Below are 14,530 nucleotides of genomic sequence, written 5' to 3' on the forward strand. Positions count from 1 at the left end.
CAATAATCTAATTATTTTAAGTCAAACTAAGAACGAAAGTCTTAATACCAAAACGAGGCATTGAAATCATCATTTCCGATTTACCTGCACGTGTTTTTATCTTCTTTCTTTCGATACATTGTCCATTCAAATCAACTTCCTCCACACCGGATAATGGCATGTCAATGGTAACCTTTTGTAATTTTTCGTTCCCTTCAGAATTGAACAGGCGCAATAGTACCTTTCCATCTTTCATTTGAAGAGCACTCACTTGATAACCAGTATTCTGTAAATCAATAAATGATTTCGATTCCGGTTTTGCCACTGGATAGCAAGAATGCAGCAATGGTTCATTCCAACAATCGCTATCATCTGCGATTGATGCTTTGTCCCATTTGCCACGATGAGGTATAATTGCATACTTCATCCTCAAAGGGTGTGTTATTTTATAATCAGGTCCCCAAAGTCCTCCACCCGAATATTGAGCAGTCAGTCCTAATGGATAGTCCTCTCCATAAGAATAAGAAGTAGTATGGTCTGATAATAAAGCCAGAGCATAGTCGCCTTCCTGTTCAGCCAAGTCAACCCAATGAAGTATAATATTATGTTTGATTTGATCCCAAGAACCAAAGAAAGTATCAGTCAGTTTGCTTTCGCATACATCAAACGGTGCATTTTTATAAACACGGGGAGAATGTAAATCAGTCGGGAATAATACACTTAGTTTAAACCGATCGTCACAATAAGCCCGACGATTATCACGCCAACGTTCCTCTTTATATTCACCAATACCTACATTCTTTTTCCAGTCAACCGTCAAATCAAAATCGATTCGTCTCGTTCCTTTAGTGAGAGTGATTACCTGTGTAAACGGATGGGAAGCAATCTCACCCTCTATCTTAATTTTTTGCTCATATACATTATCCCTTACTACTGTCAGCCTAGCCGGAGTCTCTATAGAAGAACGAAATTTGCCTTCTTCATAAAAAAAGCCTCGTAACTCCCCTAAAGCATATTTCTCCGTTTTACCTGCAAAATCCTTATTCCCTTCTTTTTTAGCTATCAGGCTTTTTATGGTTCCTCCCTTTGATAAGTCAAAAACAATTTTATACATATCATTTTCAACCACGTATTCCTGTTTATTCACCTTATTACCTTCCAAAACGAATCTACTCTCCGAAGCCTCTTTCTTACCGGCTTCTTTCTTTTTTATACAATACGTGGAATAACCAAAGGGAGGAATCTCTGCCTCAAAAAATAATCTTATCTCTTTACCTTCATTTTCTACCAAACAACCTATATCTTTACCTTTCCAGTCATAAACACTTAAATCCGCATTTTCAGATTCCGTAGGCAGAAGAACACTTACGATTTCCTTTCTTCTCATTCCTAATGTATTAAAAACACGCATATATTGCTGTTGAGCATTATTTTGCGGAATAAACTTTTCATTAAAGCTCCGCATAGATGCCTTAATAATTCCATCTGCAAGATGATTGGTACTGTCTGTCCATCGCTTAATCTGATCAGCCCATGTTCCTTTTCTATTCAGTCCATTATAAGGCACAATCCACGAATCATGATGTTGTGCCAACATCAGTGTACGCCAAGCCTCATCCATATCTGCCTGTCGACAAATATATTTATTTTCCAGATAAGCCATTACAGACATTTTCTCTGCCATGACAATTCTATTTTCTGAAACACGTACTTCTTGCGCTATTTTTTGCAAAACCTGACTTCCCCACATAAGATTCACATGTATATCTTCCTGTGAAAAATACCAGTTATCATCCGTTTTTCCAATGGAGACATTTTCAATGTAATCTCTCCATGTCACATATATAGAGTTATTTTTTGTGTTCTTTCCACTTCCCAGCCATGGGCCGTTTTTCCATCCGGCATCCTGAAAACACATACCAACGGGGTGTTTGATACCTGCGTTACGGCAATCTTTTAAATAAGCATCCGAATTTCCCCAAGCAGTTGTCTGCCAAGTTGATCCCGGCTCTAGTTTTTCACAAGCATACCTGGGAACGGTCAATATTGCAGTCCCGTCCGGTCCCACCCAATTAACCAATTCTCCGCCATAAGCAGCAGTATACCCTCCCCAACAGGTGTTGGGACATTTTAATACAGCATATTTAAAGCCGAACTGTTTAAGGATTTGTGGCAAGCAACTTGTGAAGCAAGGTTCTTCTACCGAATAGGTTACAAAATCCACCCCCGGAAAATGTTTGTTTATTTTAGCAATACCATATTGAAACTGTCTTATTATACTCTCTCCCGAGATATTATAACAATAAGGCTGTGCATAAGTAGGATTCGTAAACTCTACCTGATTACTAGTAGCCATCTCTTTAAAACGCAAATAAGCCTCCGGAGTCTGTACTCTGACTGTATCCCATGTTTCAGGCTCTATCTCCATACAAATCCGCCAGTCCGGATGCATAGCCAGCTGATCCACAATGAATTGAGTTTTCCACTTTACCGGATAATGTCCATATATCCCGCCATGATACCCATCAACAAAATAAGCTTGTTGAGAATAAACATTTGTATAAAAGAAAACAGTCAGTAATATGATATAAATTTTATTCATGGTATCCTAAACCTATTTATCTTTGTGTTGCTCCATTCTACACATAAATTCATATAATTTATGTTGGACAACTTCTTTATTATTTTCATATTCCGGAGATATCCAATCAACGAGTGCCAGCAAAGTCTGATTTTCTATAAATTCTTCCTTCAGCCTTTCGTTGTTTTCCACTTCTATGAGAAACTCTGTTTTTTCATCAGAAGTAAATTCATCCGCAAAATATTTATTCAGACAATTCTCCATATACACAGTCCTTTTTTATCAAAGAACGATTATCTCAATAAATACCCCTAAAAAACACCGATAAATTCATTAAAAAGTTATGCAGCCAATGTTACATTGAGTTTTGCTCTCAACTTTTTTAGTGCTATTCCCATCTGACATTCCACTGTATTTACCGAAATGCCCAAACGTTCGGATATTTCCCTATACTTCAATCCTTCCATGCGACTTAACAAAAATATGTCACGGCATCTTTTAGGCAAACTATTGATAGCATCCCGTATCAGGTTCTCCATCTGATTTCTTTCTGATATATCATATACATCAAAACGATCCAAAGATTGTAATTTCAGATTCAACTCAATCTCAAAAGAAGCCTTCACATTCTCGACATACTTTTGCTCGAATACTTTATGCTTTAAATAATCCAAACATTTGTTTCTCACAAGTCTGAAAAGATAAGCATTCATATTCTCAATATGATTCATTGACTCTCTCTTTTCCCATAAGTCTGTAAACACATCTTGCGTTATGTTCTCAGCATCCTCTTCCGACATCACAAATTCTTTTGCAAACCGAACTAGTTTGGGATAATAAATAAGATACAATTCTGAAAAACTCATAGTTGTGTGTTTCTTTAGATTAGTATTCAGTTATCAAAAATCTTGTGATGCAAATATAGAGATGAAAAAAGCCTACTTCTTAGTGGAAGTAGGCGGGAAAGTAAACGTTTTATAAGTCAATTATTGCATATACGTTTAATAATCAACAATTTACAATAAGACCATTTTTTAGTTTTGGTAAACCGGATAGAATCATTTTTGAGACAAAGAACCAAGCTTTTTTACCTCCTCCTCAAAGATATTACTATCAAGAGTGGACATTCTCTTCACTTTACTTTTATAATTATAGATTGTCTGCACAGAATAATGCAAAAATACAGCAATCTGTCCAACATCGGTAATTCCTAACCGTATCAATGCAAATATGCGTAATTCTGTATTCAGTTGGTCCTTTTCCAGTTTATAACGCTCCTCCGGTTTCAACAAAGAATTGAACTTTTCCACAAAGTTAGGATACAATTTAAGGAACGCTTTATCAAAGTTATGATATAGTTCTTCAAGTTCCTTTTCAAAAGGTCGGGAGGATGACTTATATAAATCATCAATCTGTCCGGTCTTGATTTTCCTGTTCACATTCTTCCTGTACTCATCGAGTTTATTAATATAAACGGCACATTGATTCATAAAATACCCCACATATTTTTCCTTAATCAGATTAGCTTCGTCGAGATTCTTATTCAGCCCGACCAGTTCCTCATTCATAGCTTTAAGATGCCGTTTAGCCCGGGATACAATTTTTGTTTGTTTATATGTAAAATACAGGGTGATAGCAAGAGCTACCACAAACAAGCTAGTCAGAAATATATAGAAACGAAGGTTCTGCTTTTGTTTTTCCAACCGGATCAAGTATGTATTTTCAATAATCGGATGGATACGGGCAATTACCGTATTCTTAAAACGGGAATTATAAAAGATGGCATCATCCAACGCTACTTTAATATAATTATAAGCCCTGTCTATATCTCCTTTATGATACAAATTAACTGCCAATGTCAATAATGCCTCATTCTCTTTGACAGCCAGTTTTGTATCTGTCATAGCAGCCAGCATTAGAAACTTTTCTTCCAGTGCATAATTCCCAATCAACCGATAAGCTCTGGCAAGCCCCATAGCCATCATAGCATATCCATGAGATGCCGGCTCTTGTTTATCATATATCTCTGTCAAAATCAGAAGAGCCTCTTTGGTACTTCCCTTATCTTGAAGCTTCACAGCTTTTTCTTTTCTATATTCATCCGACTGGTCAAATAAGATGCTCATCACAGTATCCCGATAAGCTTCTTTTTCCGATATATACTCGTTTGAAAACCGTACATCGTCCGTGTATTTAATGAGATTTTCATAATAACGTATACGATTCCAGCAATACAAAGCTTTCAAATGATCGGGTAAATCCGCACATTTTATCGACTTAAAAATATCATTTGCTTGAATAAACAAACCGGATAAAGAATAGACAAAAGCCAACCGGAGCTGCTCTTCCAAAAGATATTCTTTATTACCGATCGTTTTTGCTATATCAATATTTTCATGAATGTATTGTTCTGCCGAGTCACAGACAAAAGTCTCATATTGATGGATAATCTCTTTATTTAAATTATATATATCCTCCAACGAATTAAGGCCAACCTTCTTTTTCTTTAATTCTTTTATGGTAGCTTCTTTTTTCTGGGTATATATCAAACGTTCAGAAATCACTTTGTCTAACACCTTCAACAAAGAATCATTCTCACTATCTGCATAGAGGTAAAACAAGGAGTTTAGAAGGAAAAATATAAACCAAAGTGTGCGTTTCATAATCATGTATTCTTTCTTAATCTGCAAAAAAATGTATTTTCTTTGTGTAATTCGCAAAAAAGAGCGTAAATCATTCTTTTTATTGCATCTTTTAACAAATGAAGATGGAGAAATTACCCCATTCTAAATGATATTTGTGAAACCATACTGATTAAAAAATGAATCTAAAAGATATGGAGTTAAAAAAAGCTTTTTTGCCATACGGACTTTGCAAAAAGTATAAATATTAGTTCTATATTTGCAGCCGTTAAAGGAGAAAGATGAAACAAAGCTTAAAATTCGGACTACTTTTAGTGTTGGCTTTGCTCATCCATTGCGCAACTAACGGAGCAATGGAAGATATGTGCAAAGTTTCCTCCCCGACTTATCGGCAGGAGAAATGCTATGTATCACAAGATCGTCCGATTCAGGATGCTTTGGAACGTCTTTATAATCTTTATACGACTCAAACCTGTGATATGAGTCATACAGACGTCGCACATGTTCCGACAGATAAAAGCATGTTTTTGTTAATCGCTTATTTCTGTGACCATTACAAACATCAAAGTCCACCTTACCCTGTCTCATCCCATTCTCCTACATACTATTACGATCCTATCTCCTATTATATATATGGGTTGAGAAAGATTGTCATTTAGCCTACAGTACAGTAGACTCTTTTGCTCGTCATTTATTACAGTTGGTTTTATTCTCCATAGGGCGAATAGACTAATTGCTTATTTCTATATAATATTCAATCTAAACAGCTATTGAATTATGAATTTTACATTTTTAGTTGTTGTTTTACTGACAGCGCTTGCTTTTGTCGGTGTAGTAATAGCCCTCTCGCGTGCTATCTCTCCCCGTTCATACAACCTGCAAAAGTTTGAGGCTTATGAATGTGGTATACCGACACGTGGTAAATCATGGATGCAGTTCCGTGTAGGCTACTACTTGTTTGCCATCCTATTCCTTATGTTCGATGTCGAAACAGCTTTTCTGTTTCCGTGGGCGGTAGTTATGCGTGACATGGGACCACAGGGACTTATTAGTGTTCTCTTCTTCTTTATCATTTTAGTTCTAGGTCTTGCTTATGCCTGGAGGAAAGGAGCTTTGGAATGGAAATAACCAAAAAGCCAAAAATAAAATCTATTCCGTATGATGAGTTTATTGACAATGAATCATTGGAAAAGTTGGTCAAGGAACTTAATGCAGGAGGAGCCAATGTTGCCCTCGGAGTACTTGACGACTTTATCAACTGGGGGCGCAGCAATTCACTGTGGCCGCTTACCTTTGCAACCAGTTGTTGTGGTATCGAATTTATGGCACTGGGTGCCGCGCGTTATGACATGGCCCGCTTTGGGTTTGAAGTAGCACGTGCCAGCCCGCGTCAGGCTGATATGATTATGGTATGCGGAACAATCACCAATAAAATGGCTCCGGTACTGAAACGACTTTACGACCAGATGCCCGATCCGAAGTATGTGGTTGCCGTAGGCGGATGCGCTGTCAGCGGAGGTCCTTTCAAGAAGTCCTATCACGTAGTGAACGGAGTGGACAAGATTCTTCCGGTAGATGTATATATTCCCGGATGCCCGCCACGTCCTGAAGCATTCTATTATGGCATGATGCAATTGCAACGCAAAGTGAAAATAGAAAAGTTCTTTGGTGGAGTAAACAGAAAAGAGAAGAAACCGGATTATTTAAGAAATGAAGAATGATGAATGATGAATGAAGAATTCGCATGCAACATCCCGGCAGATTTTTCATTCTTAATTTTTCATTCTTAATTTAATTTGATTTATGCAAGAAATACAATTTATAGCTCCTGCAGCGTTACACGACGAGATGCTGCGCTTGCGAAATGAAAAACAGATGGACTTTCTCGAAAGCCTCACCGGTATGGACTGGGGAGTAGCCGATGAGAAAGACGCTCCGGAAAAACTCCGCGGTTTAGGCGTAGTCTACCATCTGGAATCTACCATTACAGGCGAACGGATAGCACTAAAAACAGCGACAACCAACCGCGAGCTACCGGAAATTCCGTCTGTCAGCGACATCTGGAAGATAGCCGACTTCTACGAACGTGAAGTTTTTGATTTTTATGGCATCACCTTTGTCGGTCATCCTGATATGCGCCGGCTCTACCTGCGCAACGATTGGATCGGTTATCCAATGCGTAAAGATAACGACCCGGAAAAGGATAACCCACTGTGCATGACCAATGAAGAGACGTTTGATACGACTCAAGAAATAGAACTGAACCCGGACGGAACCATCAAGAACAAAGAGACGAAACTGTTCGGCGAAGAAGAATATGTAGTCAACATCGGTCCGCAACACCCTGCTACCCATGGTGTAATGCGCTTCCGTGTTTCTCTGGAAGGTGAAATCATTCGTAAGATTGATGCGAACTGCGGGTATATCCACCGAGGCATCGAGAAAATGAATGAAAGCCTCACTTACCCTCAAACATTGGCTTTGACAGACCGTCTGGACTATTTGGGCGCGCATCAGAACCGCCATGCATTGTGTATGTGCATTGAAAAAGCCATGGGCATTGAGGTCAGTGAACGCGTACAGTACATCCGTACCATAATGGACGAGTTGCAACGTATCGATTCTCACTTGCTGTTTTACTCTTGTCTTGCTATGGACTTAGGAGCGTTGACAGCATTTTTTTATGGATTCCGTGACCGCGAGAAGATTCTCGATATTTTTGAAGAAACTTGCGGCGGACGTCTGATTATGAACTACAATACGATTGGCGGTGTACAGGCTGATCTTCATCCTAATTTCGTCAAACGAGTAAAAGAGTTCATTCCATATATGAGAGGAATTATCCACGAATATCACGATATATTCACGGGTAACATCATTGCACAAAGCCGTATGAAAGGCGTCGGTGTGTTAAGCCGTGAAGATGCCATCTCTTTCGGTTGTACCGGAGGTACAGGCCGTGCATCAGGATGGGCGTGTGACGTACGTAAACGAATGCCATACGGTGTATATGACAAAGTCGATTTCAAAGAAATCGTTTATACGGAAGGCGACTGCTTTGCCCGTTACCTGGTGCGTATGGATGAGATCATGGAAAGTCTGAACATCATTGAGCAATTAATAGACAATATTCCCGAGGGACCTTATCAGGAGAAGATGAAACCTATCATCCGTGTTCCGGAAGGCAGTTACTATGCAGCAGTAGAAGGAAGTCGTGGTGAATTTGGTGTCTTCCTGGAAAGTCAGGGTGACAAAACGCCTTACCGCCTGCACTACCGTGCTACGGGATTGCCGCTTGTTGCTGCAATTGACACCATTTGCCGGGGAACAAAGATTGCCGACTTAATTGCTATTGGCGGAACAATAGATTATGTCGTTCCGGATATTGACAGATAATACTTAATTATTAAAAATATATGTTCGACTTTAGTATAGTAACAAACTGGATACATGAGCTACTGCTCTCCATTATGCCGGAGGGATTAGCCATCTTTATAGAATGTGTAGCTGTCGGCGTGTGCCTCGTAGCACTGTATGCCATCCTAGCTATCATATTGATCTACATGGAGCGTAAGGTCTGCGGTTTTTTCCAGTGTCGTCTTGGACCGAACCGTGTTGGTAAATGGGGTTCTATCCAAGTGGTCTGCGACGTGCTCAAAATGCTGACCAAAGAAATCTTCATGCCGAAGGGTGCCGACCATTTCCTTTACAATCTTGCTCCATTCATGGTGATTATCGCTTCATTCCTGACTTTCGCTTGTATTCCTTTTAATAAAGGTGCGGCGATTCTGGACTTTAATGTGGGCGTGTTCTTCCTGTTGGCAGCTTCCAGCATTGGAGTTGTCGGTATCTTGCTGGCCGGTTGGGGTAGTAACAACAAATTCTCTTTGATCGGTGCCATGCGAAGCGGTGCACAGATTATCAGTTATGAACTTTCTGTTGGTATGAGTATCATGACAATGGTAGTGCTGACGGGAACCATGCAATTTTCTGAAATCGTAGAAGGACAAGCTAATGGTTGGTTCATCTTCAAGGGACATATTCCTGCGGTCATTGCTTTCATCATCTATCTGATTGCCGGAAATGCAGAATGTAACCGTGGCCCGTTCGACCTTCCCGAAGCGGAAAGTGAGCTGACAGCCGGATATCATACTGAATACTCCGGTATGGGTTTCGGTTTCTTCTATCTGGCAGAATACTTGAATCTGTTTATCGTAGCCAGTGTTGCCGCCACTATCTTCCTGGGAGGATGGATGCCGCTGCACATTGTTGGTTTGGATGGATTTAACACTGTAATGGATTATATTCCGGGCTTTATCTGGTTCTTCGCCAAAGCATTCTTTGTGGTATTCCTTCTGATGTGGATCAAATGGACTTTCCCACGCTTGCGTATCGACCAGATCTTGAATCTGGAATGGAAATACCTGGTTCCAATTTCTATGGTAAATCTATTATTAATGGCATGCTGCGTAGCTTTCGGCTTCCACTTTTGATAAATGTAAATTATGGAATATAAAGATAAAAAATATACGTACTTAGGTGGTCTGGTGCATGGCATCAGTACACTGGCAACGGGTATGAAAACCAGCATCAAGGTATACTTCCGTAAGAAAGTGACCGAGCAATACCCCGAAAACCGGAAAGAGCTGAAAATGTTCGACCGTTTCCGTGGTACGCTGAATATGCCCCACAATGAGAATAATGAACATCGCTGTGTAGCTTGCGGACTGTGCCAAATGGCTTGTCCGAACGATACAATCAAAGTGACCAGCGAAACCGTCAAAACAGAAGATGGAAAAAAGAAGAAAATCCTGGCAACCTATGAATATGATTTGGGTGCCTGTATGTTCTGCCAGCTCTGTGTCAATGCTTGTCCGCACGATGCCATCACGTTCGATCAGAACTTCGAACATGCAGTCTTCGACCGGGCGAAACTTGTCCTGAAGTTGAACCACGACGGTAGTAAAGTAATAGAAAAGAAAAAAGAAGTTTAGATATGGGATCAACACTTGAAACAGTAGTATTCTACTTTTTGGCAGCATTTATTATTGCTATGTCCATCATGACGGTGACTACCCAACGTATCGTACGCTCGGCCACCTACCTGCTCTTCGTGCTCTTCGGCACGGCCGGCATCTATTTTTTGCTGGGTTACACCTTTCTGGGTTCCGTTCAGATTATGGTTTATGCCGGTGGTATCGTCGTTCTTTATGTATTCTCCATCCTGCTGACCAGCGGAGAAGGCGACCGGGCCGAGAAAGCAAAACGAAGTAAAGTCTTAGCCGGACTCTTCACTATGATTGCCGGTTTGGCCATTATCCTGTTTATCACACTGAAGCACGATTTCATGCAGACTGCTAATTTGGCCCCGCAAGAAATTAGCATTCATGCTATCGGGAACGCTTTATTAAGTAGTGACAAATACGGTTATGTATTGCCTTTCGAAGCTGTCAGCATATTATTGCTGGCGTGTATCATCGGTGGCATCATGATTGCACGTAAGAGATAGGAATTTTAAGTATTAACTATCAAAATAGAGTTCGAATATGATACACATGGAATATTACCTGGTAGTTTCTACCATCATGATGTTTGCAGGAATCTATGGATTCTTTACCCGCCGAAACACACTGGCTATCCTGATTTCTGTAGAGTTAATGCTGAATGCTACGGACATCAACTTCGCCGTGTTCAATCGATTCCTTTTTCCGGGGGGAATGGAGGGTTATTTCTTTGCACTCTTTTCCATCGCCATCTCGGCTGCGGAAACTGCAATAGCTATCGCCATCATGATTAACATTTATCGTAATCTTCGAAGCATTCAGGTGCGCAATCTGGACGAGTTGAAGTGGTGATTTGTTTCTCACCAAGAATTAATAATAATAACTCAAGTAATTAAATAAAACTGTATGGAACTAACAATTCTAATACTCCTTCTTCCTTTCTTCTCCTTTCTCATATTGGGAATCGGAGGTAAATGGATGTCCCACCGGACAGCGGGTACAATCGGTACGCTGATACTGGGAGCAGTAGCAGTACTATCCTACGTTACAGCTTTCCAATATTTCTCCGCTCCACGACTGGAAGACGGAACATTCGCCACACTGATGCCTTACAACTTCACGTGGCTTCCTTTTACAGAGACTTTACACTTCGATTTGGGCATCTTGCTCGATCCTATATCGGTAATGATGTTGATCGTCATCTCTACAGTGTCACTGATGGTACATATCTACTCTTTCGGTTACATGAAAGGAGAAGTCGGTTTTCAACGCTATTACGCTTTCCTATCCCTGTTTACCATGTCTATGCTGGGATTGGTCGTTGCAACCAACATCTTCCAGATGTACCTTTTTTGGGAGCTGGTGGGTGTAAGTTCTTACCTGCTAATCGGTTTTTATTATACAAAACCGGCTGCCATCGCTGCTTCCAAGAAGGCGTTTATTGTTACTCGCTTTGCTGACTTGGGCTTCCTGATCGGTATCTTGATTTACGGATATTACGGTGGTACATTCGGATTCACTCCGGATACAGTATCCTTGATAAGCGGTGGAGCTTCTATGCTTCCGTTGGCTCTCGGACTGATGTTTGTCGGTGGTGCCGGTAAAAGTGCCATGTTCCCGTTGCATATCTGGTTGCCGGATGCAATGGAAGGTCCTACTCCGGTCAGCGCATTGATTCATGCGGCTACCATGGTAGTTGCCGGTGTATATCTGGTGGCACGTATGTTCCCGCTTTTCATTGCATACGCACCGAATACGCTGCACATGGTTGCCTGGGTAGGTGCATTTACAGCATTCTACGCGGCAAGTGTGGCTTGCGTACAATCAGACATCAAACGTGTACTGGCTTTCTCTACCATTTCACAGATTGGCTTCATGATGGTAGCTCTGGGTGTTTGTACTTCCATGAATCCGCACGAAGGAGGTTTGGGCTACATGGCTTCCATGTTCCACCTTTTCACACATGCCATGTTTAAAGCATTGCTCTTCCTCGGTGCAGGTAGCATTATCCATGCCGTACATTCTAATGAAATGTCCGCTATGGGAGGTTTACGCAAATATATGCCGATCACTCACTGGACCTTCCTGATTGCTTGTCTGGCTATTGCCGGTATTCCTCCGTTCTCGGGCTTCTTCTCGAAAGATGAAATTCTGGCTGCTTGTTTCCAATACAGCCCTGTAATGGGATGGGTGATGACAGTCATCGCTGCAATGACAGCTTTCTATATGTTCCGCCTCTACTACGGTATTTTTTGGGGCAAGGAAAACAAAGAACTTCATGCACATCACACACCACACGAGAGTCCGTTGGCTATGACTTTCCCGTTGATGTTTCTGGCAGTTGTAACTTGTGGAGCAGGATTTATTCCTTTCGGACACTTCATCAGTTCGAATGGTGAATCTTATTCTATCCATCTCGATCCGTCAGTGGCTATTACGAGCGTTGTTATTGCGATTATTTCGATTGCAATCGCTACATGGATGTACAAGAATGCCAAACAGCCTGTTGCTGATTCGTTGGCAAAACGATTCAAAGGTCTGCACAAGGCAGCCTATAATCGCTTCTATATTGATGATATCTACCAGTTTATTACGCATAAGATTATCTTCCGCTGTATCTCTACTCCTATCGCATGGTTCGACCGTCATGTAGTGGATGGATTCTTTGACTTCCTGGCATGGGCTACCAACACAACAAGCGACGAGATTCGTGGTTTGCAGAGCGGTCAGGTACAACAATATGCGTATGTGTTCCTTTGCGGTGCATTGGCACTTATCCTACTGCTGATTCTCTAAATAGTAAATAGTAAATCTTTAAATAGTAAATCATAAAGATGAATTTCTTATCCATATTCGTACTTATCCCCTTATTGATGCTGGCCGGACTTTGGGCAGCACGAGGAATCAAAGCCATCCGGGGGGTTATGGTTACTGGCGCATCGGCACTTCTGATTGCCTCCGTCGTACTTACATTCCTGTATCTGGGAGAGCGTAGCGCCGGAAACACGGCAGAAATGCTTTTCCGTGCAGATACGCTTTGGTATGCCCCGCTTCACATATCTTATTCAGTAGGTGTTGACGGAATTTCGGTAGCCATGTTGTTATTGTCTGCTGTCATCGTATTCACCGGTACATTCGCTTCCTGGCGCCTGCAACCGCTGACGAAAGAATATTTCCTCTGGTTCACCCTGTTGTCTATGGGAGTATTCGGATTCTTTATATCCGTCGATTTGTTCACCATGTTCATGTTCTACGAAATTGCGTTGATACCGATGTACTTGCTGATTGGTGTATGGGGATCAGGACGTAAAGAATATGCAGCCATGAAACTGACTCTTATGTTGATGGGCGGTTCCGCTTTCCTATTGATTGGTATTCTCGGAATCTATTTCGGTTCGGGAGCAACCACCATGAACCTTCTCGAAATTGCACAGTTGCACAACATACCTTTTGCACAGCAATGCATCTGGTTCCCGCTGACTTTCCTCGGCTTCGGTGTATTGGGCGCCCTTTTCCCGTTCCACACATGGAGTCCTGACGGTCACGCCTCCGCCCCGACTGCCGTATCCATGCTTCATGCCGGAGTATTGATGAAACTGGGAGGTTACGGATGTTTCCGTATCGCCATGTATCTGATGCCGGAAGCAGCCAACGAACTTTCCTGGATATTCCTGATACTGACAGGTATCTCTGTAGTCTACGGAGCCTTCTCCGCTTGTGTACAGACCGACTTGAAATATATCAATGCTTATTCATCCGTATCTCACTGCGGATTGGTTCTTTTCGCCATTCTGATGCTAAACCAGACAGCAGCAACAGGAGCAATCCTTCAGATGCTTTCACACGGATTAATGACAGCCTTGTTCTTTGCTCTGATCGGTATGATATATGGACGTACACACACACGTGACGTCCGCGAACTTGCCGGTTTAATGAAAATTATGCCGTTCCTTAGTGTATGTTATGTGATTGCCGGTCTTGCCAACCTCGGTCTGCCGGGATTAAGCGGTTTCATTGCTGAAATGACCATCTTCGTCGGCTCTTTCCAGAACAACGACGTATTTCACCGTACACTGACCATCATCGCCTGCTCTTCGATTGTGATTACCGCAGTCTACATCCTGCGCCTGGTAGGTAAGATCCTGTACGGAACCTGCACCAACAAACATCACCTCGAACTGACCGACGCAACGTGGGACGAACGTGTAGCCGTTATCTGCCTCATCGTTTGCGTTGCCGGACTAGGTATGGCTCCTTTCTGGGTTAGCCACATGATTGGTGAAAGCGTATTACCGGTTGTCTCACAACTAATCCCCTAACTCATA

At 41.5% G+C, this 14,530-nt stretch carries 14 protein-coding genes; 10 read left to right on the plus strand and 4 right to left on the minus strand.

Annotated elements, in window-relative coordinates:
• Nucleotides 1-16 precede the first annotated feature (16 nt).
• From DW173_RS10980 to DW173_RS10995, 4 genes are all read right to left on the minus strand, one after another.
• Nucleotides 17-2,581 carry a glycoside hydrolase family 38 C-terminal domain-containing protein gene (locus DW173_RS10980; RefSeq protein WP_120144447.1) on the minus strand — a complete coding sequence of 855 codons (2,565 nt, stop codon included), beginning with the start codon at nucleotides 2,579-2,581 and terminating at the stop codon, nucleotides 17-19.
• Between the two features lie 12 nt (nucleotides 2,582-2,593).
• On the minus strand, nucleotides 2,594-2,824 hold the full coding sequence (locus DW173_RS10985; protein ID WP_004312118.1) for a hypothetical protein: 231 nt from the start codon (nucleotides 2,822-2,824) through the stop codon (nucleotides 2,594-2,596).
• Between the two features lie 77 nt (nucleotides 2,825-2,901).
• Nucleotides 2,902-3,426: an RNA polymerase sigma-70 factor gene (locus tag DW173_RS10990; protein WP_004312117.1), complete on the minus strand. Its 525-nt coding sequence runs from the start codon at nucleotides 3,424-3,426 to the stop codon at nucleotides 2,902-2,904.
• Nucleotides 3,427-3,618: 192 nt separating this feature from the next.
• A complete protein-coding gene (locus DW173_RS10995; RefSeq protein ID WP_032851024.1) occupies nucleotides 3,619-5,223 on the minus strand; it encodes a DUF6377 domain-containing protein in 1,605 nt (534 codons plus the stop codon).
• 260 nt (nucleotides 5,224-5,483) lie between these two features.
• Between DW173_RS10995 and DW173_RS11000 the strand changes: the two genes are divergently transcribed.
• The 10 genes from DW173_RS11000 (at nucleotide 5,484) to DW173_RS11045 (ending at nucleotide 14,524) form a co-directional block, all read left to right on the plus strand.
• Entirely contained in the window at nucleotides 5,484-5,861 is a 378-nt protein-coding gene (locus tag DW173_RS11000) for a hypothetical protein (RefSeq protein WP_004312115.1), read from the plus strand.
• 118 nt (nucleotides 5,862-5,979) lie between these two features.
• Entirely contained in the window at nucleotides 5,980-6,330 is a 351-nt protein-coding gene (locus DW173_RS11005) for an NADH-quinone oxidoreductase subunit A (protein WP_004312114.1), read from the plus strand.
• Nucleotides 6,321-6,923: an NADH-quinone oxidoreductase subunit B gene (locus DW173_RS11010; RefSeq protein ID WP_004312113.1), complete on the plus strand. Its 603-nt coding sequence runs from the start codon at nucleotides 6,321-6,323 to the stop codon at nucleotides 6,921-6,923. The genes DW173_RS11005 and DW173_RS11010 overlap by 10 nt, the downstream gene beginning before the upstream one ends.
• 82 nt (nucleotides 6,924-7,005) lie before the next feature.
• A complete protein-coding gene (locus tag DW173_RS11015) occupies nucleotides 7,006-8,598 on the plus strand; it encodes an NADH-quinone oxidoreductase subunit D (RefSeq protein ID WP_004312112.1) in 1,593 nt (530 codons plus the stop codon).
• Nucleotides 8,599-8,618: 20 nt separating this feature from the next.
• On the plus strand, nucleotides 8,619-9,695 hold the full coding sequence (nuoH, locus tag DW173_RS11020; protein ID WP_008020691.1) for an NADH-quinone oxidoreductase subunit NuoH: 1,077 nt from the start codon (nucleotides 8,619-8,621) through the stop codon (nucleotides 9,693-9,695).
• A 12-nt stretch (nucleotides 9,696-9,707) separates the two neighbouring features.
• The gene (locus DW173_RS11025) at nucleotides 9,708-10,196 is read left to right on the plus strand and encodes a 4Fe-4S binding protein (RefSeq protein ID WP_120144448.1); all 489 of its coding nucleotides are present in this window, start codon (nucleotides 9,708-9,710) and stop codon (nucleotides 10,194-10,196) included.
• Between the two features lie 2 nt (nucleotides 10,197-10,198).
• The gene (locus DW173_RS11030; protein ID WP_004312110.1) at nucleotides 10,199-10,711 is read left to right on the plus strand and encodes an NADH-quinone oxidoreductase subunit J; all 513 of its coding nucleotides are present in this window, start codon (nucleotides 10,199-10,201) and stop codon (nucleotides 10,709-10,711) included.
• 37 nt (nucleotides 10,712-10,748) lie between these two features.
• Entirely contained in the window at nucleotides 10,749-11,057 is a 309-nt protein-coding gene (nuoK, locus tag DW173_RS11035; RefSeq protein ID WP_004312109.1) for an NADH-quinone oxidoreductase subunit NuoK, read from the plus strand.
• A 54-nt stretch (nucleotides 11,058-11,111) separates the two neighbouring features.
• Nucleotides 11,112-13,001: an NADH-quinone oxidoreductase subunit L gene (nuoL, locus tag DW173_RS11040; protein WP_120144449.1), complete on the plus strand. Its 1,890-nt coding sequence runs from the start codon at nucleotides 11,112-11,114 to the stop codon at nucleotides 12,999-13,001.
• Between the two features lie 38 nt (nucleotides 13,002-13,039).
• Entirely contained in the window at nucleotides 13,040-14,524 is a 1,485-nt protein-coding gene (locus DW173_RS11045; protein WP_004312107.1) for a NuoM family protein, read from the plus strand.
• The last annotated feature ends 6 nt before the right edge of the window (nucleotides 14,525-14,530 follow it).

The organism is Bacteroides sp. AM16-13 (genome assembly GCF_003602705.1).
Classification (GTDB): Bacteria; Bacteroidota; Bacteroidia; order Bacteroidales; family Bacteroidaceae; genus Bacteroides; species Bacteroides xylanisolvens.